17 protein-coding genes are annotated in these 24407 nt (G+C 47.4%); 14 read left to right on the forward strand and 3 right to left on the reverse strand.

Features of this window, described 5'->3' with window-relative positions:
• The 9 genes from KO501_RS14690 to add all read left to right on the forward strand — a co-directional run bounded on the left by KO501_RS14690 (position 1) and on the right by add (position 10710).
• A complete protein-coding gene (locus KO501_RS14690) occupies positions 1–606 on the forward strand; it encodes a phosphoheptose isomerase (protein ID WP_216030415.1) in 606 nt (201 codons plus the stop codon).
• Positions 603–1187, forward strand: coding sequence for a BON domain-containing protein (locus KO501_RS14695; protein ID WP_216030416.1), 585 nt, complete (start codon positions 603–605; stop codon positions 1185–1187). Before KO501_RS14690 ends, KO501_RS14695 begins: the two co-directional genes overlap by 4 nt.
• A 68-nt stretch (positions 1188–1255) precedes the next feature.
• Positions 1256–2665, forward strand: coding sequence for an MFS transporter (locus KO501_RS14700; RefSeq protein ID WP_216030417.1), 1410 nt, complete (start codon positions 1256–1258; stop codon positions 2663–2665).
• Positions 2666–2886: 221 nt separating this feature from the next.
• Entirely contained in the window at positions 2887–3558 is a 672-nt protein-coding gene (locus KO501_RS14705; protein ID WP_216030418.1) for a GntR family transcriptional regulator, read from the forward strand.
• A 15-nt stretch (positions 3559–3573) separates the two neighbouring features.
• Complete coding sequence (gene prpB, locus KO501_RS14710; RefSeq protein WP_216030419.1) at positions 3574–4452, forward strand: methylisocitrate lyase; 879 nt, start codon at positions 3574–3576, stop codon at positions 4450–4452.
• A gap of 43 nt (positions 4453–4495) precedes the next feature.
• The gene (prpC, locus tag KO501_RS14715) at positions 4496–5620 is read left to right on the forward strand and encodes a 2-methylcitrate synthase (protein ID WP_216030420.1); all 1125 of its coding nucleotides are present in this window, start codon (positions 4496–4498) and stop codon (positions 5618–5620) included.
• A gap of 55 nt (positions 5621–5675) precedes the next feature.
• Positions 5676–8276, forward strand: coding sequence for a Fe/S-dependent 2-methylisocitrate dehydratase AcnD (gene acnD, locus KO501_RS14720; protein WP_216030421.1), 2601 nt, complete (start codon positions 5676–5678; stop codon positions 8274–8276).
• Positions 8277–8285: 9 nt separating this feature from the next.
• Positions 8286–9470, forward strand: a complete 1185-nt coding sequence (gene prpF / locus KO501_RS14725) for a 2-methylaconitate cis-trans isomerase PrpF (protein ID WP_216030422.1) — start codon at positions 8286–8288, stop codon at positions 9468–9470.
• 229 nt (positions 9471–9699) lie between these two features.
• Positions 9700–10710 carry an adenosine deaminase gene (add, locus tag KO501_RS14730; protein WP_216030423.1) on the forward strand — a complete coding sequence of 337 codons (1011 nt, stop codon included), beginning with the start codon at positions 9700–9702 and terminating at the stop codon, positions 10708–10710.
• A gap of 99 nt (positions 10711–10809) precedes the next feature.
• Here add and KO501_RS14735 read toward each other — a convergent pair whose 3' ends face one another.
• The 3 genes from KO501_RS14735 to arcB are packed head-to-tail and all read right to left on the reverse strand — an operon-like array spanning position 10810 to position 15286.
• The gene (locus KO501_RS14735) at positions 10810–12381 is read right to left on the reverse strand and encodes a PH domain-containing protein (protein ID WP_216030424.1); all 1572 of its coding nucleotides are present in this window, start codon (positions 12379–12381) and stop codon (positions 10810–10812) included.
• Positions 12381–12920 carry a PH domain-containing protein gene (locus KO501_RS14740; protein ID WP_216030425.1) on the reverse strand — a complete coding sequence of 180 codons (540 nt, stop codon included), beginning with the start codon at positions 12918–12920 and terminating at the stop codon, positions 12381–12383. The genes KO501_RS14735 and KO501_RS14740 overlap by 1 nt, the downstream gene beginning before the upstream one ends.
• Before the next feature lie 8 nt (positions 12921–12928).
• Entirely contained in the window at positions 12929–15286 is a 2358-nt protein-coding gene (arcB, locus tag KO501_RS14745; protein ID WP_216030426.1) for an aerobic respiration two-component sensor histidine kinase ArcB, read from the reverse strand.
• A gap of 1010 nt (positions 15287–16296) precedes the next feature.
• Between arcB and gltB the strand changes: the two genes are divergently transcribed.
• The 5 genes from gltB to KO501_RS14770 all read left to right on the forward strand — a co-directional run bounded on the left by gltB (position 16297) and on the right by KO501_RS14770 (position 24395).
• Positions 16297–20763: a glutamate synthase large subunit gene (gene gltB, locus KO501_RS14750; RefSeq protein WP_216030427.1), complete on the forward strand. Its 4467-nt coding sequence runs from the start codon at positions 16297–16299 to the stop codon at positions 20761–20763.
• A gap of 17 nt (positions 20764–20780) precedes the next feature.
• A complete protein-coding gene (locus KO501_RS14755) occupies positions 20781–22196 on the forward strand; it encodes an FAD-dependent oxidoreductase (RefSeq protein WP_216030428.1) in 1416 nt (471 codons plus the stop codon).
• Positions 22197–22367: 171 nt separating this feature from the next.
• Positions 22368–22757 carry a hypothetical protein gene (locus tag KO501_RS14760; protein WP_216030429.1) on the forward strand — a complete coding sequence of 130 codons (390 nt, stop codon included), beginning with the start codon at positions 22368–22370 and terminating at the stop codon, positions 22755–22757.
• A 180-nt stretch (positions 22758–22937) separates the two neighbouring features.
• Positions 22938–23522, forward strand: a complete 585-nt coding sequence (locus tag KO501_RS14765) for a DUF2726 domain-containing protein (RefSeq protein ID WP_216030430.1) — start codon at positions 22938–22940, stop codon at positions 23520–23522.
• A gap of 177 nt (positions 23523–23699) precedes the next feature.
• Positions 23700–24395, forward strand: coding sequence for a 5'-methylthioadenosine/adenosylhomocysteine nucleosidase (locus KO501_RS14770; RefSeq protein ID WP_216030431.1), 696 nt, complete (start codon positions 23700–23702; stop codon positions 24393–24395).
• Positions 24396–24407 lie beyond the last annotated feature (12 nt).

A 24407-nucleotide genomic window follows, 5' to 3' on the forward strand; every position in this document is an offset into this window, starting at 1 on the left:
ATGATAGAAAAAATCAAAGCCAACTTTACTGAAAGTATCCAGACTAAGATCGCCGCCATTGAGATCTTACCCGAGAGCATAGAAAAAGCGGCGTACATGATGGTCGAAGCCCTGATTCGTGGTAATAAGATCTTGTCCTGTGGCAATGGCGGTTCTGCAGCCGAAGCCCAGCGTTTTTCATCTGAATTGCTAAATCGTTTTGAACGAGATCGTCCTAGCCTACCCGCCATCGCGTTGACTACTGATACCTCAACCATTACCTCTATTGCCAATGACGCCAGTTTTGACGAGGTGTTTGCCAAACAAGTACGTGCCTTTGGGCAACCGGGAGACATCTTGCTTGCCATCTCCAGTAGCGGTAACTCTCGCAGTATCATTGCAGCAGTAGAAGCCGCCTTATCCCGAGACATGACCATTGTGGCATTAACAGGTAAAGATGGTGGCGAAATGGCAGGCTTTCTTAGCGAGCATGATGTAGAAATTCGAGTACCGTCAAACCGTACAGCGCGAATACAAGAAGCTCATCTACTTGTTATTCACAATTTATGCGAATGTATTGATGATAGCCTTTTTCCGGCCGATCACGGAGATGACTACCCATTATGATAATCACGAAAAAAGCACTTTCTGTATTGATAGCCGTAGCGGTGCTTATTAATGTGAATGGCTGCGCCCTCGTAGCCGTAGGCGCAGCGGGCGCCCTTACGGCTAAGGTAGCAAAAGATCGTCGTACGGTGGGCACCCAGCTAGACGACCAAACTGCCGAAGGACAAGTTGCCTATCAATGGTCAAAAAGCGATGCGTTAAAAAAGCACTCCCATCTGCAAATTGATGTATACAACGGCGTGGCGCTCATTACAGGTCAGGCACCCAGCCAAACGTTAATCGACGAAGCGGTAACCGCCGTAGAAAAAGTGGCCTACATCACCAAAGTGCATAATCAAATTCGACTTAAAATGCCCATCGATGCCGGTGCTCAGGCTACCGATATCTGGCTCGCCTCGAAGGTAAAAACCCAACTGGTTGCCGATGAGCGTGTCCCCTCGCTACAAGTAAAAGTAATAGTACAAGATAGCGAAGTTTTTCTTATGGGCCGAGTATCAAACCAAGAAGGCACTTACGCCGTAGAAATTGCTCGAAATGTTAGCGGAGTAAACCGGGTGATTAGAGCCTTCGAAATCATGTAGTTCGTTACCCTTCCGCTGTCCCCTTTGCTACCAAGCAGCAAACAACATCGATATAATTAAAGAGACACATGATTAAACTTCGTCGTCGCACGGCCATCACTTTGTTGGTCGCCGCCACATTATTTATGGAAATCCTCGACGCCACGGTGATTAGTACTGCGTTACCTATCATCGCCCGGGATTTTGACGTCGCAGCCGCCCATTTATCAGTGGGCATTTCGGCCTATCTAGTAGCAGTAACGGTTTTCATCCCCATAAGTGGCTGGGCAGCAGATAGGTTCGGCTCTAAAAACCTCTTTTGCGCAGCGATTTGTGTATTTGTTATTGCCTCGGTGTGCTGCGCACTCAGTACCGACCTTTACACCTTTACCGCTTCGCGAGTGTTACAAGGCATTGGCGGTGCCATGATGGTGCCGGTGGGGCGTCTTGTGGTGCTGCGAGGCTTGCCTAAAGACGAAATTGTTCGCGGCATGGCAATGTTAACCTGGCCGGCACTCGCAGCCCCATTAATCGGCCCCGTACTAGGGGGATGGATAGCGCAAACGTTCAGTTGGAACTGGATCTTCTTAATGAATGTGCCATTAGGTTGCATTGCACTTGGGTTTGCTGCTTATTTGTTAGACAACCAAGAAGGCGCTCCACAACGCTTCGACACAATCGGTTTTTTACTAAGCGGCACCGGCTTTGGTTTGCTGATGGCGGGGTTAGAAACGTTCAGTAGCCGCCCTCAATCTCTGTGGTTGCCGGCTCTACTCACCGGAGTGGGTTTGCTACTTCTCTTGCTCATGTTTATACATATGGCACGCTCATCGGCGCCGCTCTTCACCCTTAAAGCCATGCGGTTTCCCACATTTAGAATGACCATTTTAGGTGGGTCTGCCATTCGTATTACCCTTTCTAGCGCCCCTTTTCTGATCCCCTTGATGTTGCAGTTAGCATTGGGCTTTTCACCGGTAGAAGCGGGTCTGCTACTGCTGTGGCTATTTGCTGGCAACCTAACCATAAAGCCCGCCACCACATGGATAATGAACGCCGCAGGTTTTAAAACCGTGTTAGTGGTGAACACCTTGCTTATTGCTATCGGTTTTGCTCTTATTGGCCAATTCTCCACCACCACCCCTAGTTGGTATATGGCGCTGGTACTTTTTATCAGTGGTATGAACCGCTCGATGCACTTAACCGTGCTCAATACCATTAGCTTTGCCGATATTCCGCAGCACCAAATGCGCGATGCAAACACCCTCAGTTCAGTGGTAATGCAGATGACCCGCGGGTTGGGGATCACTGTGGGCGCCCTCTCTTTAGCTTTGGCGACGATTGTTACTGGCTCACAAAACGGTGAACCGGCCATGGCCGACTTTTCACTGACCTTTTATATCGTCGCTGGCATTAGTTTATTGTCCTTAGTTGACAGTCTACGCCTCCCGGCGAATGCCGGTGATGCTATTCTCAATAAGCGCCGCCTCAAACAAATTTAATTACCCTTTCGGGAACGCCCCTTCTCCTGTTTATTGTCTACAATTCTCACTTTTAAGGGTAAGACCAAAGTCTGTACCCTCCTCTTAGCCCTTTCGTACGCCATGCTAGCCGCCTTTTCCACCCCAAAATTGTCGACAATACATCCAGAATACCGTTGACATTAGGTAGTCAAACCCCTACATTGTCGACAGTTCAAAGAATAATCAGGTTAGAAAACACCATGCAATTGGCCGCAGAAAGCCCTGTCACTCATGCTGACAGAACGTTTTTTCAACTCCGCAACGACATTGTAGAAGGGGTCATCAGTGCTGGCTCTAAGTTGAGCGAAACAGAATTGTCGACAAAGTACGATGTAAGCCGGGCTGTGGTACGTGAAGCGATTAATCGCCTTACCGCCAGTCACTTGGTGGAGCGCAAGGCAAATGTAGGCGCGCGGGTAGTCACATTATCGGCAACTGGTCTCGTTCAGTTGTATCAGGTTCGTGAAGCGTTAGAAGGCATGGCCGCTCGGCTGGCGGCACATAATATGACACAAACAGAAATAGATGCCCTGCAAGCGCTGTTGAGCGATCACTTCGATGAAGTGAAATCAGGCGAATCCTATTACCAGGAAGCCGGCGATGTGGATTTTCATTACCGCATTGTTTTAGGAAGCAAAAACAATCACTTAATTTCAGTACTTATAGATGGTCTTTACCATTTGGTGCGTATGTACCGCGTACAACTGGGTATGGCGGGACCTCGGGTAACCACGGCATTTGATGAGCATCGTCATGTGGTTCAAGCCATTGCAAACCGCGACGGCGAATTAGCCGAAATTTTAATGCGTCGACATATTTTGTATTCCAAAAATAATATCGAACGCAAACTTCTTCAAACTTCCAAGCCCTAAAAAGGAGCCACTCTCATGCAAAGCGCAGGAAAAAAATTCCGTCAGGCATTAGCCGATAACTCACCGTTACAAATCGTCGGTACCATCAATGCCTATTCTGCCATGATGGCAAAACAAATAGGCCATCAAGCTATTTACCTTTCCGGTGGTGGCGTAGCGAATGCCTCCTATGGGCTACCCGATTTAGGCATCACCTCTTTAAACGATGTGATTGTTGATGTTCAACGCATTACTTCGGCCTGTGATCTTCCTTTGTTGGTGGATATCGATACTGGCTGGGGAGGCGCGTTTAATATTGCTAAGACCATCCAAGACATGGAAAAGGCCGGCGCCGCAGCCGTACATTTAGAGGATCAAGTGGCACAAAAACGCTGTGGTCACCGTCCGAATAAAGAGATCGTGCCGACCAACGAGATGGTAGATCGCATTAAAGCCGCAGTGGATGCGCGCACAGATCCTGACTTTTTCATCATGGCCCGCACCGATGCGTTCGCCCAAGAAGGACTGGAAAAAGCCATCGAACGCGCCAAAGCATACGTCGCTGCTGGCGCAGATGGTATTTTTGCCGAAGCCATCCAAACCGAAGCCCACTATCGCGCCTTCTCTGAAGCATTAGAGGTACCGATTCTGGCCAACATCACAGAATTTGGTAAAACCGAATTGTGGAATAAAGAAGAATTAGGTGAATGGGGCGCTGGCATGGTGCTGTACCCACTAAGTGCATTTAGAGCCATGAACAAAGCGGCAGAAAAGGTCTATCAGTCAATATTAGAAAACGGTGATCAAAAAGCGGTGGTCGATAGCATGCAAACGCGAATGGATTTGTATGACTATTTGGGCTACCACGATTACGAACAAAAACTCGATGCCTTGTTCGCGAAAACCAAAGACTAAAACCCGATCGTATTTTACAAAATAATTAGCAGGAGACACCACAATGGCTAAAGAATTAACTGGCGCCGGGCTTCGCGGACAAGTCGCAGGCAAAACAGCCCTTTCCACAGTAGGACAATCAGGTTCTGGCTTAACATACCGTGGCTACGACGTAAAAGACCTGGCAAAGACGTGCCAATTCGAAGAAGTGGCTTACCTGATTTTAAAAGGAAAGCTACCCAATAAAACAGAATTATTCAGTTATAAAGAAAAGTTAAAGTCGCTACGTGGTTTGCCACAAGCATTGAAAGAAGTGCTCGAACGAATTCCGAAAGATGCGCATCCAATGGATGTGCTGCGCACGGGCTGCTCCATGCTTGGCAACCTCGAAATGGAAGCCGACTTTAGTCAGCAAAGTGAAGTGACCGACAGAATGCTGGCCTGCTTCCCCAGCATTATTTGCTACTGGTACCGCTTTAGCCATGACGGTAAGCGCATTGATACGGAAACAAACGATGACTCCATCGGCGCCCATTTCCTGCATATGCTTCATGGTGAAAAACCCCGTGAATTGCACGAGCAGGTGATGCATGTGTCTCTTATTTTATATGCAGAACACGAGTTTAACGCTTCCACTTTCACCGCCCGCGTCTGTGCTTCTACTTTATCGGATATGCACTCATGTATTACCGGTGCCATTGGCTCGTTACGTGGCCCACTCCACGGTGGGGCGAATGAAGCCGCTATGGAAATGATTGAAGGTTTTACCAGTGCCGCTCATGCAGAAGAAGAAATGATGGGGAAACTGGCTCGCAAAGAGAAGATCATGGGATTTGGTCATGCGATTTATAAAGAGTCTGATCCACGTAATGAAATCATCAAAAACTGGTCTGAAAAGCTCGCTGCTGATGTGGGAGACGATGTGTTATACCCAGTATCGGTGCGTTGTGAAGAAGTCATGTGGAGAGAGAAAAAACTGTTCTGCAACGCGGACTTTTTCCACGCGTCGGCCTACAACTTCATGGGGATCCCCACCAAGTTATTTACCCCCATTTTCGTGATGTCTCGCTTAACGGGCTGGGCCGCCCATGTGATGGAGCAGCGTGCAGACAACCGTATTATCCGCCCGTCAGCGGAATACACAGGAGACGCATTGCGTCCTGTACCGCCAATGGAAGCACGCGACTAAGTTTACCCACACAGGCAGCCCACACTGCCTGTGCCTGTGTAGGAGAAGACCGACCATGAATACTGATTACCGAAAACCCCTTGCTGGCACCGGACTAGATTATTTCGATACCCGCCAAGCAATTGATGATATAAAACCGGGGGCTTACGAGACGCTCCCTTATACTTCAAAGGTTTTAGCCGAAAACCTGGTACGAAAATGTGCCCCTGAACAACTCAACGCCTCGTTGGAACAGCTTGTCTATGGCAAGCGGGATCTCGACTTTCCTTGGTTTCCTTCACGGGTAGTTTGCCATGACATATTGGGCCAGACCGCATTAGTAGACTTAGCCGGCCTGCGGGATGCCATTGCAAAAAAAGGCGGTGACCCCGCAAAAGTGAACCCTGTCGTCCCCACTCAGCTAATTGTGGATCATTCTCTGGCGGTAGAATATGCCGGCTTTGAAGACGACGCTTTTGAAAAAAATCGTGCCATAGAAGATCGACGTAACGACGACCGTTTCCACTTTATTAATTGGACAAAAACGGCATTTAAAAATGTGGATGTGATTGGTCCAGGTAACGGCATTATGCACCAAATTAATTTGGAAAAAATGTCTCCGGTAGTACATGCCCGAGACGGCGTAGCATTTCCCGATACCCTAGTGGGCACAGACAGTCATACCCCTCACGTTGATGCCCTTGGGGTTATTGCTGTAGGCGTTGGCGGACTAGAAGCGGAAAGCGTTATGTTGGGACGAGCATCCTATATGCGTCTGCCGGATATTGTAGGGGTTGAACTCAAAGGAAAAGTGCAATCTGGTATCACCGCAACCGACGTAGTGCTGGCACTCACCGAATTTCTTCGTAAAGAAAGAGTGGTATCGGCGTACCTTGAATTCTTTGGCGAAGGCGCAGCCAGCTTAACCGTGGGCGATCGGGCCACCATATCGAATATGACCCCAGAGTACGGCGCGACCGCGGCCATGTTCTATATCGACGAACAAACCATTCGCTACCTTAAACTGACCGGCCGAGAAGACAAGCAGGTTGCGTTGGTTGAGCAGTACGCCAAAGAAACGGGCCTATGGGCTGATGATATGGTCAAGGCTAAATACGAGCGAGTATTGCAGTTTGATCTGTCTACCGTGGGTCGTAATATGGCCGGCCCGTCGAATCCTCATGCCCGCCTATCCACCAGCGATTTAGCCAGCAAAGGCATTGCTGGTGAGGTAGAAAATGAAGAAGGTAAAATGCCAGATGGCGCGGTCATCATTGCTGCCATTACCTCCTGTACTAACACCAGCAACCCTCGCAATGTTATTGCTGCCGGGTTAATTGCTCGCAACGCCAATGCCAAAGGTTTGATTAGAAAGCCGTGGGTAAAAAGCTCGTTGGCTCCGGGGTCAAAAACAGTAAAACTGTATCTTGAAGAGGCTGGCTTACTGTCTGAACTGGAAAAATTAGGTTTTGGCGTCGTCGCCTTTGCTTGTACCACCTGTAACGGCATGAGTGGCACCTTAAAGCCAGAAATTCAACAAGAGATCATCGACCGTGATCTTTATGCCACCGCGGTATTGTCCGGCAATCGCAATTTCGATGGCCGTATTCATCCCTATGCCAAACAAGCCTTTTTGGCCTCGCCTCCCCTTGTGGTGGCCTATGCCATAGCCGGTACCGTACGCTTTGACATTGAAAAAGACGTATTAGGCACCGACAGCGACGGAAACCCAGTCACGCTGAAAGACATTTGGCCGTCAGATGAAGAAATCGACGCCATTGTTGAAAGCGCGGTGAAGCCGGAGCAATTTAGAAAAGTGTACGAACCCATGTTCGACTTAAAAGTGGATTATGGTAAAGACTTGAACCCGCTTTATAAATGGCGTCCAAGTAGCACCTATATTAGACGCCCACCCTATTGGGAAGGGGCTTTGGCAGCAGAACGCACCATGACAGGTATGCGTCCCCTCGCCTTGCTAGGTGACAATATCACCACAGACCACCTATCGCCGTCTAACGCCATTCTTGCCACCAGTGCTGCCGGCGAATATTTGTCGAAAATGGGCGTGCCCGAAGAAGATTTCAATTCTTATGCAACTCACCGAGGCGACCATCTCACAGCACTACGTGCCACCTTGGCTAACCCCAAGTTATACAACGAAATGGTCACCGACGATGGCAACCTTGTACAAGGCTCTCTAGCCCGTATTGAACCAGAAGGTAAAGTGGTACGCATGTGGGAAGCCATTGAAACCTATATGAACCGCAAGCAACCGCTTATTATCGTGGCGGGAGCCGATTACGGCCAAGGCTCATCAAGAGACTGGGCGGCAAAAGGCGTTCGACTTGCTGGTGTTGAAGTGATTGTGGCTGAAGGTTTTGAACGCATTCACCGTACCAATCTCATTGGCATGGGTGTATTGCCCTTAGAATTTGCACCGGGCACAACGCGCAAAACCCTGCAGCTTGATGGAACCGAAACCTATGATGTGGTTGGCGAACCATCCCCTAGCGCAGAACTGACCTTGAAAATACACCGCCTCTCTGGTGAAACCGTAGACGTCTCCGTGAAGTGCCGCCTAGATACCGCCGAAGAAGTTTCCATTTATGCCGCTGGTGGCGTATTGCAACGTTTCGCAAAAGATTTCCTTGAAGCTGAAGACACCGTTACCCAATAAGGAGGCCTTATGAGTTTTGCGCCACAAATAAAAATCCCCGCCACTTACATGCGGGGCGGAACCAGTAAAGGTGTATTTTTCAAGCTTTCTGATTTACCAGAGGCTGCCCAGCAGCCCGGTGAAATTCGTGATGCCTTGTTACTTCGGGTTATCGGTAGCCCGGATCCTTACGGCAAGCATACGGATGGCATGGGCGGCGCCACATCAAGTACCAGTAAAACGGTCATATTGTCGAAAAGTGAACGGCCGGGATTTGACGTCGACTATTTATTTGGCCAAGTCGCCATCGACAAACCATTTGTTGATTGGTCAGGCAACTGCGGTAATTTAACTGCCGCGGTAGGTGCCTTTGCCATTACTAACGGGTTAGTGGAGCGTGACGCCATCCCACAAAACGGTGTGGCGGTAATTCGCATCTGGCAGCAGAATATCGGTAAAGCCATTACCGCTAAAATTCCAATTACCGATGGTCAGGTTCAAGAAACCGGCGATTTCGAGCTTGACGGTGTTACCTTTCCGGCGGCCGAAGTAGAAGTGGCCTTTCTCGATCCTGCCGATGGCGATGGCGCTATGTTTCCCACCGGCAACTTAATTGATGAGCTTACCATACCTGGCATAGGGACCTTGCAAGCCACATTAATTAACGCCGGTATCCCCACTATTTTTGTCAATGCGCAGGATATTGGGTATACCGGGATCGAACTGCAAACCGACATCAATAACGATACGGAAGCGTTAGCGCGGTTGGAAGCTATTCGTGCCTATGGTGCCGTCAAAATGGGCCTTATCAGCGACATTGGCGAAGCGATAACTCGTCAGCACACGCCCAAGGTCGCCTTTGTCAGTCCCCCAGCCGACTATGCCGCTTCAAGTGGCAAAAAAATCAGTGCGCTAAGTATTGATTTGAATGTTCGTGCAGTCTCTATGGGGAAACTACATCATGCCATGATGGGGACAGCAGCGGTGGCCATTGGCACTGCCGCGACTATTCCCGGCACCCTGGTTAACCTCGCTGCTGGCGGCGGGGAACGCAGTCACGTCGTATTCGGACACCCGTCTGGTACACTCAAAGTAGGTGCCCAAGCAGAAATGCAAAAAGGTGAATGGACAGTGACAAAAGTGGTGATGAGCCGAAGTGCTCGAGTGCTAATGGAAGGGCGGGTATGCATCCCTGGTGATGTGCTCGAACCTTAACCCTGACTAGCGCACTAAATAAGTGCGCTATTCCCCTTTTGGTGTTCCATCATCCCCGCTATTTGGTGCACCAGCCAATATTGACCACATCATATTTTCCAAATTCACATAACTTATTGAATCAAAGTAAGATTACCAGCCATATAAAAAAGTAGGTGCGGCTTTGCCTGCGGTACTTTTATTGCATGCACTCCAGCAAGAATAGCCTTAGTCATCATAGGAACATACGATGCGTCATTTTATCGAGAACATGCCCAAAGCCGAACTTCATGTTCATATAGAAGGTACCCTTGAGCCGGAACTCAGTTTTGCCCTGGCAAAAAAAAATAATATCGCCCTGCCCTTTTCCACACCTGAGGCATTAATTGCGGCTTACGACTTTCATGATTTGCCCTCTTTTTTGAAAATTTACTACGCTGGTATGAGCGTACTCATTGAGGAAGAGGATTTTTATCGGCTCACTTGGGAGTATCTGGAAAAAGCCGCATCACAGAATATCGTTTATGCCGAATTATTTTTCGACCCGCAAGGCCACACCACACGGGGCGTGGCCTTTGAAACTGTCATTACCGGCATTCATAAAGCACAGCAAGACGCCAAAGAAAAATTGGGGATCGACTCAAAACTCATACTGTGCTTTCTGCGGGATATGTCAGCCGAGTCGGCCATGGACCATTTAAAAATGGCAGAACCTTACCTCGATTGGCTAATTGGCGTGGGCCTCGATTCTGATGAACTACATAATCCTCCTTTGAAGTTTAAAGATGTTTTTGCCCTTGCCCGGCAGTGGGGATTAAAACTCACCATGCATTGCGATGTGAATCAGAAAAACACTTTAGAACACATCGGTCAGGTGCTCGACGATATCGAGGTAGACCGTATTGACCACGGCGTGAATGCATTAGAGTCAGAATCCCTTTGTGAGAAAATAAAAGCCAAGCAGCTAGGCCTGACGGTGTGCCCCGTATCCAATCGGTTTGTGGTGCAGTCGTTAACCTCAAATGAAATAAAAAAGATGCTGGAAAAAGGCCTTTTGGCGACCATAAATTCCGATGATCCGGCGTACTTTCGCGCCTACTTAAATGAGAACTTTATGGCGCTACAAGAAGAGGGTAATTTTAGTAAAGAGGAATTACTGACGTTGGCAGGCAATGCATTTAAAGTGGCCTGGTTAGACACAAAAGAAAAAGACAGCTATCTAGACAAGCTCAATAACTACGGGCAAAAAGCGGTGGCTTAACGGTCCGTCAGCAACAATTGAGTTTATGGCACGAAGGGCGAAAGTGGCCTTTCGTGTCCAATCACTCTTATCCATAACGTTTTACCACCTAACACTTAACTACATCCACGAGCGGCGCTGGGATTCAACTTCCCATAACACCCGATTCGCCATGTGCAGTGCCTCTTTATGGGATAAAAACGGGACCGTGACATCGCCACTGGCCAACACAAAACGAATATTGGCTAAGCCCCTTCTGCGCATAAAAATACTTTGAGAAATCACCACCTGCTGTACTTTATGCAACGCGAAGCAGTATTTGTCCAAACCCACCAGCCCTTTACGTACGTAACAATACTGTGAGTCAAAGGCAACGCCCCAGCGTCGCCAACGCAAATACACCACACTCATTAAGCCCACCGCTGTTACCAATGACCACAAATAACTCCACACCCCAAGATTAGCTTCTAAATGGGTAATCGCCCATACCCCACAACTGACAGGCAAAACGAAAAGCGCGAAATAACGGTATAGAAAGCGGCGGCTAATGGCCAAATAGGAAATATCATCAAGTCGATTATCAGGCAAGGCATCTTGGGCTAAAATAAATGCCTCGTCATAGGTAACCGATGGCACCAATAACTTGTTGGTGGCATGTAATTCCTGCTCTTGTTGGTTACCGGTTTTATTTTGTTCAAAAAAGAGATTTGCTCGCTTCAGCAGAAAATCCAGCCAATCTTGTTTAATGGCGACTTGTTGTACTCGGCTTTGCCGCATACTGACTTCTTGCAGGCTAAATAAGCCCGAGCGGCGGATGTAGCGATCGGCTGTGCGGCTAAGGGTATAGTTATAATAGGTGATCACCGAACCGGCCACAGAAACACTCGCCATGACTGCAAACACCACCAACATAAGCGAGACCACGTAGAGGGATATTTGCCACCAGGCCACTTGGTCTGAAGGAAATAATTTTTCCGGTGATAAACCGATAGCATCTATCCAGCCATAAAAGGCGCCGCCTATATCGTCATAAAATGGCGCTAACGCACCGAGTATGAGCCATACTCGATTATTGGTTAATCCATGTAAGATGAGATCCCACAGCTGACGGCGGTTAATCACGGTTTCATTGAGATGGGAACCGGCATCCGGTGAATCTTCAGTGCACATCGGTGTCGTGCTTTCATCGTTATTCTTATGCTGCTCGGCAGATAAAATCTGTTGGCGCAGTGCGTTGGCGTCGTCACAAGAAAGAGCCACGATTTTTGCTTCTTCTTCAGCCGAACCCGCCGTATCTAGCACGAGTACCGCATACTGGGTGAAACGATAATAAAAAGGGCGCTCTATCTTCACATTCTGAATACGCCAGAACGGCAAATTCATGTTCCGGCGTTTGAGCACACCATCACGAATCTCCACATGTTGGTCGCGGATACGATAATGATAAAACCAATAGCTGATCACGCCGCTGCACACCGTCGCGACAAAGATCGTTATAAGCGCCGGTATGAAATACTCGGATCCTTGAATGTCGTAGGTAGAGGCCGAATAAGCGAGTACGGAAACCCCGACAATAAATTGTCGGACAAATTGAAAAACATTAGCGACGATAAAATAGACAATGGCCACCGGCGGCAAGCGTTGCCAGGGCGTTTTTCCCCCAGCGCCCTCAGGCTTGTCACTGTCAGCCATTAACGCGCCCCTATATCCTTATGGGTAAGAATAAACTGCCTGATTTTTTGTGCTCGGGCAATGGGTAACCCTGGAATTTCAAAGGTGTGCCCAGCACCGCCAGCAGAGAACACCTGTAACTTGGCCAAGCCTGACAACCTATCGAGTGGGCCACGCTTTAGCTCGACATGTTGAATGCGTAAAACCGGCTGACTCGCTAGGCGGCGAAAAATCAGCCCCTGCTTTAACGATAAGTCTTGTTCTCGCAACGCAAACATCACTTGCTTATCGGCAAACCATTGGTAAACGCAAAACAACACACCGATAAGCGGAACGATAACCAACGCATACTGACTGGCGTTAAAAAGTGGTGGCGGTACTGAAATTAACGCCTGAAACCTTATCACAAGGGCCATGATCATCAGCACGCTGATGATGGCCACACAAATACCCAGGTTCACCTTACGATAAACCGGCGAAATTGGCTCGAAAGCCAATTCAGCTAAGTCGGGTAAATGATGCGAGGGAACGTTATCGTTACTGAACAGGTTTTCAGACATGGAATATCCTAGTCTTCAATCATTTGCTGATTAAGCCACTCATGAAGTGTTTTCATATCATGGGCCACGGCCATTTGTAGCTCTTCAACCCAATCATGCACATTCTGCCACCAAGCAGGATGATCACCTTGTTGAATTTGATTGGCAATACGCTGCACACGAGCTAACCCTACGGAGCCGGCAGCCCCTTTTATTTTATGGGCTTGGGAGCAGACTTCAGATTTTTCATCTGCGCTTAAACTGAGTTGCAAGATCTCCATATATTCCGGCATTTTCTCTTGGAATACTTTAACGCTTGCCCGCACCATATCTTCCCCAATGGTGTCGATAAGCATTTGCAACAGTTCCATATCTAAAATGGTCGACAGCGCTTTGCTTCGGTCGGTTTTCGGCTTACTGGCTACCTCGGTATCAAGGGGAGCTGCAGGCTCGGTAAACAAGCTGTTGAACACTTCAATAACACGGCTTTTCTTAATCGGCTTAGCGATAACATCATCCATACCATTTTGCAGGTATTCTTCGCGCTTTTTAATTACGTTTGCGGTAAGGGCAACCATAGGCGTGCCCATTACTAAATCTTCATCTCGCAGGGTATTTGCCACGTCAAAGCCGGTCATATCTGGCAGCTGTATATCAAGTAAAATCAGGTCATATTGATTGTTTCTTGCCTTATCAATAGCTTCTTGCCCTGTCATGGCGACATCAACGGTTTGACCTAGCTTTTCCAATAGTGCTTTTGCCACCATGACATTTAATTCGATATCTTCCACTAACAAGATGTTAAGGTCGGTTACTTGCAATTGCGATACCTGCATGGGCCGTTTCGAGATATGCAGCGGTAAGGTAATCTCAAAGCGTGTGCCCTTGCCTACGTCACTGGATACATCGATAGTGCCGTGCATCAAATCGACCATCTGCTTACAAATAGCCAGGCCAATACCCGTACCAGTAGCAGATTGATGATCCGGATGATCAACCTGATAATACATGGCAAATATTTTATCCAATTCCACTTCAGGTATGCCCACACCGGTATCTTCGATGATGTAGGTTACTTGTGTCATGTCATCTTTCGCGGGTGTCGCAGAGACACTTAACTTCACGTGTCCTTTTTGCGTGAACTTCACCGCATTGAACAAGATATTCCACAAAATTTGACGCAACCGAGTACCGTCAACTTCAACTAAATCGGGTAAGGGTTCGATAATATTGGTTTTTAATTCCAGCGATTTATCAGCAGCGAGTAAACGAATAATGCTCGACAGTTCCTGCGTGAAATCTCGCAAAGAAACGGTTTTTAAACTCAGCTCTAGTTTATCTCGATCTAACTTATCCAGGTCGATGATGTCGTTAAATATATTGCCCAGTGTGATGGCACTGGCATAGATCGTACTTACCCAGCTGAATTGCTCTTCGGACAATTCCGTGTCACGTAACATACGACTTAGCCCGACAATACCGTTTAGAGGGGTACGTAACTCGTGGGAAATGGTGGCGATAAAGCGTGTTTTGTCGGTACTGGCTTTCGCCGCAGCATTCTCGGCTTGCTTGCGTTCGGTCATATCACGGCCGAAGGCCAGTAGGCCCAACCGTTTGCCTTCATTATCAAAAAACGGAACCCGTTTCATTTCAAAATATCGGCGTCGATCATCTGCAAACCGTAACCACAACTCTTCTGTCATACCCGCGTTATTTTCTAACACTTCATGATCAGAAGCGACGATCTGCCGGGCTAACTCCTCTTCAAACACGTCGTGAAGGGTTAACCCCACTAATTCTTCTTCGGTTTTTCCGGTTAACATCTCGGCAATACGGTTACAGCCGGCGAAGCGCCCTTCTTCGTTGCGATAGTAGATAAGATCCGGCGAGGCATCGATAATAGAACGCAACAATGTAGATAGATGTCGTGCTTGTTGTTCAGATTGAGATTTTTCTTCAATTTCTTTTTCTAGATCTTTAAATACCGCTTCTCTGTCTTCTTGGGCCTTACGACGTTGCTCCATTTCGTGATTAAGCTGACGTATATTGCTTTGTAATTCTCGGTTTAAAAATACATCTTCTTCACGCAGGCGCTCAAGTTGACTCACCACCTCTTTGAGGTTGGTGCGAGACGTTTCCAGTTGTTTAACCAGTTCGCTTAAAAAGTACAACACCCAGGGCGCAGACATCATTGTCAGCACGACAGCAATAATGAAGTCATCCGGTTGTACTGAGTACCCCATAGCCACGCGAATAACATACGAGCCGCCGAGGGTAAAAACTAACGTAACCACCACAAACAAGATACTTAACTTGAGAGTGCCAAAACGCTTTATAAATTGAGCAAACTTGATAGCCCATGAATCGTTAGGTGAGTCTTGATGCATAAAAAACAAACTGCAGAGTAAATCTAGTCTTAATGCACTTATATCACGGGAAGATGGTAAAGCCTACTGGGTAGGTCATATATAAAGGGAAGAAAAAGAAAAAAGCGGAAGAATGTGTTGCCGTATAACGACAGAGTTGCGCCATACTGGTGCAGAACGCGGGAAGTTGGGACACGTAAACGCCTTCCCGCGTACCGTATGTTACGTTAATTATAGCCAGGCACTGCAATGCCATCCATATCTTCGTCGTCGACCAAATCATATCTCATTGTTTTATCTCCAAAAATTATTAATAACCCATAGCTTAAAAGGAAAACGGATTAACAGTAGCTGTGCTTACAACTTTTCCCAGTGCGCCACACTCATCCACCGTTACATAGACTTAAGCAAAACCCTGACCAACTTACACGCTGCATGTCACTTTGTGCCAGTTTTTGCTCATCCTTTGCACTCTTATCTTTCCCGCTGTATATTGAGGTAAATAGACTATGTCAGAAGAGCATGGGTATTTGGTGAAACGCGTGCAGTCTGTCAACAAATTATAATCATTCATATTTACCCGCCTAAATCTATATAAATAAACAATAAAAATGAATGATTATTCAAAATAAAAATTATTAAACAGCCTGCTACAAAGTACGATTATTCTGTAGTGATATATTTTTAGCCATCAAGAGCAAAATATAACCACACTTAATGATCGCCCAAATCACTGAATATAAAAACCTTTTTCATAAATACAAAAAATACAGGGTATCAGTCGTTTATTAACATTTGATTTTGCTTAGCAATGTATGTATTTTGTACGGCCCGCTGAGCAATCATGCATAAAAATGCGGTTAACGACTGGCGTCCTACTAATAATAATTAACGACATTAATAGACGCTACAGATTTGGTTTTTCCATCTCACGTAGACGTCTATACTAAAATTGTTGCGATGCGCGACCCTCCGCGGACCACGATCCAACACTTGCCTTGCCCAGTCGAAGGTTGAAGGAGTTTTTAAAGATGAGTTTATACAATCCCAATGATTCCCGGGACAACTGTGGTTTTGGTTTAATCGCCCACACCCATGGGGAAGCCAGTCACACACTGGTTGAGACTGCTATTCAAGGCCTGGATAGAATGCAGCACCGAGGTGGTATTGCCGCCGACGGTAAAACCGGTGATGGCTGTGGTTTACTGTTACAAAAACCGGATGCCTTCTTTCAGGCAATTGCCGATGAAAATGGTTGGAAACTGAGTAAAAAATATGCCGTTGGCATGGTTTTTCTCAATCAGGACACCGAACTTGCGCAAGCAGCGCGAGACGTATTAAATGAAGAACTAGAGAAAGAAACCCTGACCGTAGTGGGCTGGCGCGCTGTGCCGGTAAACCATGAAGTACTGGGTGAGTTAGCGCTTTCTGGGGTTCCTCAAATTGAACAGGTCTTTGTTAACGCCCCTGCAGGGTGGCGCAAACGGGATCTAGAACGCCGTTTATTTATGGTACGCCGACGTGCCGAGAAACGCTTAGAAGCCGATCCTGACTTTTACGTCGCGTGTTTATCTGGCTTAGTGACCATCTATAAAGGGTTGGTCATGCCCCGAGATTTACCGGCTTTTTACTTGGATTTAGCCGACGAACGACTGAAAAGCGCAATTTGCGTATTTCACCAACGTTTCTCAACCAATACCTTACCGAAATGGCCGTTGGCGCAGCCGTTCCGTTTTCTTGCCCATAATGGTGAAATTAACACCATTAAAGGTAACCGCGACTGGGCATTGGCCCGTTCGGGTAAATTTTCTACCCCGCTTATCCCCGACCTTAAAGATGCTGCCCCTTATGTAAATACAGAAGGGTCTGATTCATCGTCGCTAGATAACATGCTCGAACTGTTTCTTGCTGGCGGAATGGACTTATTCCGCGCGATGCGTCTTCTGGTACCACCGGCGTATCAAAACAACGCCACCATGGACGATGACTTACGGGCTTTCTACGAATTCAATTCCATGCACATGGAACCTTGGGATGGGCCGGCAGGTATCGTCATGACCAATGGTCGCCACGTTGCCTGTAACCTCGACCGCAATGGCTTACGCCCTGCCCGTTATGTGATCACCAAAAACGGCTTCATTACGTTAGCTTCTGAAGTCGGTATTTGGGATTACGATCAAAAAGATGTTATTGAAAAAGGGCGCGTTGGTCCCGGTGAAATGCTGGCGGTGGACACCTACAATGGCAAAATCTGGCGTTCGAATGAAATTGACGCTGAATTAAAAGATCGCCATCCCTATAAAGAATGGTTAGCCAAACATATCCGCCATCTAGCACCCATTGAAGAAGTGGATTCTTCCGAGCTAGGCAAACGGGTATTTGACGATGACACCATCGGTGTTTATCACAAACTCTTCAATTACAGCTATGAAGAAATTCAGCAAATCATCAAAGTGTTGGCCAAAGATGGCCAAGAAGCCGTGGGCTCTATGGGCGATGATACGCCTATGGCAGTGCTGTCTTCGAAGTCACGTACTATCTACGATTACTTCCGCCAACAATTTGCACAGGTAACCAATCCGCCCATTGACCCATTGCGTGAAAACCACGTTATGTCTTTGGCCACCTGTATTGGTCGCGAACAAAATGTCTTTAGCGAAACATCAGGTTACGCTGACCGAGTTTTGTTTGATTCCCCAGTACTGGTATATACCGACTTAAAACAACTGCGGGAATTCAATCCTGAGTACTACTATTCAGAAAAAATAGAGCTTCAATACAAACAGGAAGAAGGGCTGCGCAAAGCCATCGAACGTATTTGTAATGAAGTGGAGTACCTGGTTAAGCAAAAACGAGCCGCGTTTGTTATCTTGTCTGACCGAAACATCAAAAAAGACAGATTAACCATTCCGGCGGCGATGGCCACCGGCGCGGTGCATCGCCGTCTGGTCGATAAACAAATGCGCTGCGATGCCAATATCGTAGTGGAAACCGCCAGTGCCCGTGATCCCCATCATTTCGCTGTATTGATCGGCTTAGGGGCAACCGCGGTTTATCCGTTCCTCGCCTACGAAACCATTGAACAGTTATGTGAAAAAGGCGAGTTAGCCGGCAGTGTTACCGATGCGGTACTGAACTATCGCAAAGGGATTAACAAAGGTCTGTATAAGATCATGTCCAAGATGGGCATCAGTACCGTAGCTAGCTACCGTTCAGCTAAACTGTTTGAAGCCATTGGCATCAATAGCGACGTGGTTAACCTTTGCTTTAAGGGTGTGCCATCGCGTATTCAAGGTGCAGGTTTTGAGGATTTCGAACAGGATCTCATCAATCAAAGCCGCGTGGCTTGGCTTAAACGCAAACAACTTTCTCATGGTGGACTACTGAAGTACGTTCACGATGGGGAATATCATGCGTACAACCCTGATGTGGTTAAATCGCTGCAAACCGCTGTGGTGTCAGGCGAATATTCTGACTACCAAGTATATGCGAAACATGTCAACGAGCGTGCGCCGTCTCACTTCCGCGATCTATTGGCGTTAAATTCGCCCAATGAAGCCATTGATATCAGTGAAGTAGAAGAAGATACCAACTTGTTCCGCCGTTTTGATACTGCGGCCATGTCCATCGGTGCGTTAAGCCCTGAAGCTCACGAAGCCCTGGCCATTGCCATGAACCGTTTGGGTGGACAATCGAATTCTGGCGAGGGTGGTGAACACCCTTCCCGTTTCGGTACAGACAAGAACTCCAAGATTAAACAGGTGGCGTCCGGCCGCTTTGGTGTCACGCCCCATTACTTGGTTAATGCCAATGTAATACAAATTAAGGTCGCCCAAGGAGCCAAGCCTGGCGAAGGCGGTCAGTTACCGGGTGACAAGGTCAACAAATACATTGCCCAATTACGTTTCTCGGTACCCGGTGTTACCTTAATTTCTCCTCCGCCTCATCACGATATATATTCTATTGAAGATTTGGCTCAGTTGATTTTTGACTTAAAACAGGTCAACCCCAGTGCACTTATCTCTGTGAAACTGGTGTCTGAACCTGGTGTGGGTACCATTGCTACCGGCGTCGCTAAAGCCTATGCTGACCTCATTACCATTTCTGGCTATGACGGTGGTACAGGTGCAAGCCCATTAACGTCAGTGAAATACGCAGGCAGTCCCTTTGAATTAGGTTTAGCAGAAACCCAGCAAGCCCTTATTGAAAATGGGCTACGCCATAAAGTTCGAGTACAAACCGATGGGGGCTTAAAAACGGGCTTAGATGTAGTAAAAGCAGCCTGTTTGGGTGCTGAAAGCTTCGGCTTTGGTACTGGTCCTATGGTGGCGTTAGGGTGTAAATACCTAAGAATTTGTCACTTGAATAACTGCGCCACCGGTGTAGCAACACAAGATCAAAAACTGCGCGAAGAACATTTCATTGGCTTGCCTGAAATGGTCATGAACTACTTTAAGTTCATTGCGCAGGAAGTGCGGGAAATTATGGCCGCACTGGGCGTACGCAAATTCGATGAACTTGTGGGACGCACTGATTTGCTGAAAGTCATAGATGGAATTTCTGCCAAGCAAAACAAGCTGGATCTTTCACCATTACTGGCAACGCCAGTAGAGGGCGAACACACCCGCTTGTTCTGTTCAGAAACCACTAACCAGCCCATGGATAGAGGTGAACTTAACGTTCAACTGCTAAACGACGCCCAAAAGGCGGTTAAGGCGGGTAAAGGTATTCAATTACGCTACCCCATTCGAAATACCGATCGCTCGGTAGGTGCCATGTTGTCAGGTGAAATTGCAAAACACCATGGTAATCACGATATGGAAGATGTCCCCGTAGAAGTACAGTTCACAGGTACCGCGGGACAAAGCTTTGGGGTCTGGAATGCCGGTGGTCTGCACATGCGTATTGAAGGCGATGCCAATGATTACGTCGGTAAAGGTATGACCGGTGGTAAACTGGTTATCTATCCGCCCAGAAATATCAGTTTTGATGCTCATAATAGTGCCATCATGGGTAACACCTGCTTATACGGAGCAACCGGCGGTAAGTTATTTGCTGCAGGACGTGCCGGTGAACGCTTTGCCGTTCGTAACTCAGGGGTTACCGCCGTGGTCGAAGGCATTGGTGACAACGGTTGTGAATACATGACTGGCGGTATTGTCGCCGTGTTAGGCAGTGTAGGTGTAAACTTCGGTGCCGGTATGACAGGCGGTTTTGCTTACCTACTTGATGAAACCGGTGATCTAGACAATCGGGTGAACCCTGAACTGGTAGAGATCATGGACATTGGTGACAAGGTGATCCTTGCAGAGCATTTACGTGGTCTGATTAATCAGCACTATGAAGAAACCGGCAGTGAACACTCTCTGTCGTTACTCACTAACTTCGCTGAATCGCTTAAGCGTATTAAGTTAATTAAACCTAAAACCAGTGAAGTGAAGAACCTGTTGGGTCATATCAGCCGCTCAAGCGATGAGCTGCGGATCCAGGCGCAATAAACAAGATAGGTGAAGTAATGGCTAAAAATGTATACCAATTTGTTGACGTAGAACGGATTGACCCGCCTAAGAAGCCGATCGTGGTGCGCAAAGGTGAGTTCGCTGAAATCTACCAACCCTTATCTCAGTCACAAACAGAAGGCCAGGCAGATCGCTGCCTGGACTGCGGTAACCCGTATTGTGAGTGGAAATGTCCCGTACACAATTACATCCCTCAATGGCTAGCTTTAGCCAACGAAGGCCGTATTTTAGAGGCAGCCGAGCTGTCTCATAAAACCAATAGTTTGCCAGAAGTGTGTGGACGGGTGTGCCCTCAAGACAGACTTTGTGAAGGTGCTTGTACGCTAAATGACGAGTTCGGCGCGGTCACCATCGGCAGTATTGAAAAGTACATCACAGACACCGCATTTGAAATGGGCTGGCGTCCCGATATGTCCGATGTGGTATGGACCAATAAAAAAGTGGCCATTGTCGGTGCGGGACCTGCTGGCTTAGCCTGTGCAGACGTCCTTGTACGCAACGGCGTGAAACCTGTGGTTTTTGATAAGTACGAAGAAATAGGTGGGTTACTTACCTTTGGTATCCCATCCTTTAAGTTAGAAAAAGACGTCATTAAACGTCGTCGTGAAATCTTCACCGAAATGGGTGTGGAATTTGTGATGAGTACTGAAATTGGTAAAGACATTGATTTCCAAACCGTCCTTGACCAATACGACTCAGTTTTTCTCGGTATGGGAACCTACAAATCCATGCAAGGCGGCTTTGATAATGAGCATGTTGAGGGAGTATTTGAAGCGTTACCTTTCCTCATCGCTAACACCAACCGGGTAATGGGGCTGGAAAAGTCCCCCTCAGACTACATTGATATGAAAGACAAAACGGTCGTTGTACTTGGTGGCGGTGATACCACCATGGACTGTGTTCGTACTTCTATTCGTCAAGGTGCCAAGCACGTGATTTGTGCTTATCGTCGAGATGAAGAAAGTATGCCTGGTTCACGCCGTGAAGTTATCAATGCCAGAGAAGAAGGGGTGGAATTTATGTTCAACCTGCAACCTCTGGACATTGCTGTTAATGATGATGGTACCGCCGCTGGTGTGAAATTTGTAAAAACCGAAATGGGGCCGCCAGATGTCAATGGACGTCGACGCCCTGTGGAAGTGGAAGGGTCTGAACATGTGCTTGAAGCTGATGCGGTTATTATCGCCTTTGGTTTTCAGCCAAGCCCTGCCAACTGGTTTGCAGAGTACGGTATTATTTTAGACGAAAAAGGCCGGGTAATTGCACCGTCTAAAGGTAAATTCCCCTACCAAACCTCTAATCCGAAAATCTTTGCCGGCGGCGATATGGTTCGAGGCAGTGATCTTGTGGTTACGGCCATCGATGAAGGCCGAAAAGCCGCTGATGGGATCATGGATTATTTAGGCGTTTAAATCGTCCCGCCAGTAAATAGAAAGCCACGCAAAGGTTATTGCGTGGCTTTTTTTGTGAAAAACGCCCATTTTTTAAGATCATACCTTGGTCCAGTGGTTGCAATTTTCAAAATTCCTTATAGTCTAAGACAATACGTTAGCTATAAAAGCAAAAACACTGGAGCTAAATGCATGACAATAAAAATGGCCTCTCTAAGCATGGCTTTGGTGGTTAGCGCAGCCCTAATGCCTGTAGAAGCGTCAACGAACAAAACCCCTCACTATGAGCCCTGCCCTGCTGAGTTTCACGCTGTTGCCATGCCGCGAACGGCAACACTATGCCAACGCTTCGAATCCCAAGAGCCTGCAACCATGGTGTTTTATTCTTCGGCGCCACAACAAACCCTTATTGAACACTATAAAACGGCCTACCCTGGGCTAAAAGTACGTTCCACTTTTCAAGGCCGTACATTGCTCACGGCTGACAACAATGCCGTACGGGTTATTGTCTCGCCAGATAGCGAAGGCTCTCAGGTTGATATGATGGTCAATAGCCAAAACCTATCTGCAACATCAAAGTAATCCGTTATCACGCTACCGCCATAGATCTTTGTGGGTAAACACCGACGCCACAAGAAAATACGCCTCCGATAAACATATAACGCGATATGGCACTTGCTTTGCAATACTCCCATTACTAACAAATAACTGACACCAAAGTGTCATGTTTTTGACGATCATTCGGGTTTTGTGAGGGTTATTATGGAATTTGCAATAATATTAATGATGTTATTGATGGTAGTGACAGTAGGTGCCATGAAATTGTCAGACAGCGGCATCAGTTTTCCCTTTCGACGTAAGCCACAACTTTTTACGCCAGTGGAACATAACTTCTTAAAGCTCATCGAGCAGGCCGTGGGGCGGGAATTTCGCATTCTTTGCCGTGTACGCCTAAGCGACGTGCTCGCTGTAAGAGCACAAGCTGGCAAAAAGCAAGCCTCCTCAGCCATGTCTCGCGCCGCCGCTAAACAACTGGATTTTGTGCTGTGTGATAAAGACGATATGTCACCAATCATGGCTATTGATCTGGTATATAACGATGGCAAAAACAAATATAAGTCTCAACGTGACTTTTTCGTGACCGGCGCCCTAGATGCTGCAGGTTTACCCCACGCCAGAATTAAAGTAAAAACCGGTTACTCGCTGGAAGAAATAAGAGAATGCATCGAAACTAAATTAGTGCCTTATCGTCGCAAACAACAGCGTATTGCACAAACTCCAACGTTGAACCCGACACCACCCAAACGGCCTACCCGTCCGGTCCGCTCAAGTCGCGCCGCCGCATAAAAAAAGGGTACCTTCACCGCTTTATTTTCGGGTCGATAACGCTCCCCCAAAAGTTATCGACCCTATTTTGTTCTAATTCTGTCAGTTTACCTACTTTCATATTACTATTACGCCACAGTAACCCCTCTGTACAGTTACACTTGTCACACTTAGAAAACAGATTAGACGGATAACACTATGAAAATTGGTATTTTAGGCGCTATGGATCAGGAAATAGCCCTGATCAAATCGGCCCTTAAAAACTGTCAGACTAGACAATGGAAGCACCTTACGTTTTTCACAGGAACACTGAATAACGCAGAGGTGGTGCTAGTAAAATGCGGTATTGGTAAGGTTGCTGCGGGCATTGCAACAACCGTACTAATCGAGCAGTACAAACCTGATTATGTGGTCAACACCGGCTCGGCGGGGGGCTTCGATCCTGCGCTGGATATTGGTGATGTGGTCATTGGCACCGCGGTTAAGTATCACGATGTTGACATCACGCATTTTGGCTATGAAAAGGGGCAATGTGCTGGCATGCCCGAGCAGTATACCTGCGATCAAACCATGATAGATGCCGCTACTTCCGCCACCTCGGCGATTTCAGATATCAAAAAACGTCAGGGATTAATTTGTACTGGTGATTCCTTTGTCGGATCTGACGAAGCAGCACAGGTCATTTTGCAGGCCTTTCCTTCTTTAAAGGCGGTAGAAATGGAGGGGGCAGCAATTGGGCAAACCTGTTATTTAACCGACACGCCCTTTTTAGTGATTCGCTCTCTTTCTGATATTGCCGGCAAAACCTCTACTGTCTCATTTCAGGAATACCTCGATACCGCCGCGAAAAACTCCGCAGAACTGGTCATGGGTATGATTGCTCGCCTCGCCTAAGTGCAGACTGAC

It is taken from the genome of Alteromonas sp. C1M14, assembly GCF_018860965.1.
GTDB lineage: Bacteria > Pseudomonadota > Gammaproteobacteria > Enterobacterales > Alteromonadaceae > Alteromonas.

Excerpts from the sequence above, each read along its gene's own strand:
- KO501_RS14690 (WP_216030415.1), top strand. The coding sequence starts at position 1 with ATGATAGAAAAAATCAAAGCCAACTTTACTGAAAGTATCCAGACTAAG.
- KO501_RS14695 (WP_216030416.1), top strand. The coding sequence starts at position 603 with ATGATAATCACGAAAAAAGCACTTTCTGTATTGATAGCCGTAGCGGTG.
- KO501_RS14700 (WP_216030417.1), top strand. The coding sequence starts at position 1,256 with ATGATTAAACTTCGTCGTCGCACGGCCATCACTTTGTTGGTCGCCGCC.
- KO501_RS14705 (WP_216030418.1), top strand. The coding sequence starts at position 2,887 with ATGCAATTGGCCGCAGAAAGCCCTGTCACTCATGCTGACAGAACGTTT.
- prpB (WP_216030419.1), top strand. The coding sequence starts at position 3,574 with ATGCAAAGCGCAGGAAAAAAATTCCGTCAGGCATTAGCCGATAACTCA.
- prpC (WP_216030420.1), top strand. The coding sequence starts at position 4,496 with ATGGCTAAAGAATTAACTGGCGCCGGGCTTCGCGGACAAGTCGCAGGC.
- acnD (WP_216030421.1), top strand. The coding sequence starts at position 5,676 with ATGAATACTGATTACCGAAAACCCCTTGCTGGCACCGGACTAGATTAT.
- prpF (WP_216030422.1), top strand. The coding sequence starts at position 8,286 with ATGAGTTTTGCGCCACAAATAAAAATCCCCGCCACTTACATGCGGGGC.
- add (WP_216030423.1), top strand. The coding sequence starts at position 9,700 with ATGCGTCATTTTATCGAGAACATGCCCAAAGCCGAACTTCATGTTCAT.
- KO501_RS14735 (WP_216030424.1), bottom strand. The coding sequence starts at position 12,381 with ATGGCTGACAGTGACAAGCCTGAGGGCGCTGGGGGAAAAACGCCCTGG.
- KO501_RS14740 (WP_216030425.1), bottom strand. The coding sequence starts at position 12,920 with ATGTCTGAAAACCTGTTCAGTAACGATAACGTTCCCTCGCATCATTTA.
- arcB (WP_216030426.1), bottom strand. The coding sequence starts at position 15,286 with ATGCATCAAGACTCACCTAACGATTCATGGGCTATCAAGTTTGCTCAA.
- gltB (WP_216030427.1), top strand. The coding sequence starts at position 16,297 with ATGAGTTTATACAATCCCAATGATTCCCGGGACAACTGTGGTTTTGGT.
- KO501_RS14755 (WP_216030428.1), top strand. The coding sequence starts at position 20,781 with ATGGCTAAAAATGTATACCAATTTGTTGACGTAGAACGGATTGACCCG.
- KO501_RS14760 (WP_216030429.1), top strand. The coding sequence starts at position 22,368 with ATGACAATAAAAATGGCCTCTCTAAGCATGGCTTTGGTGGTTAGCGCA.
- KO501_RS14765 (WP_216030430.1), top strand. The coding sequence starts at position 22,938 with ATGGAATTTGCAATAATATTAATGATGTTATTGATGGTAGTGACAGTA.
- KO501_RS14770 (WP_216030431.1), top strand. The coding sequence starts at position 23,700 with ATGAAAATTGGTATTTTAGGCGCTATGGATCAGGAAATAGCCCTGATC.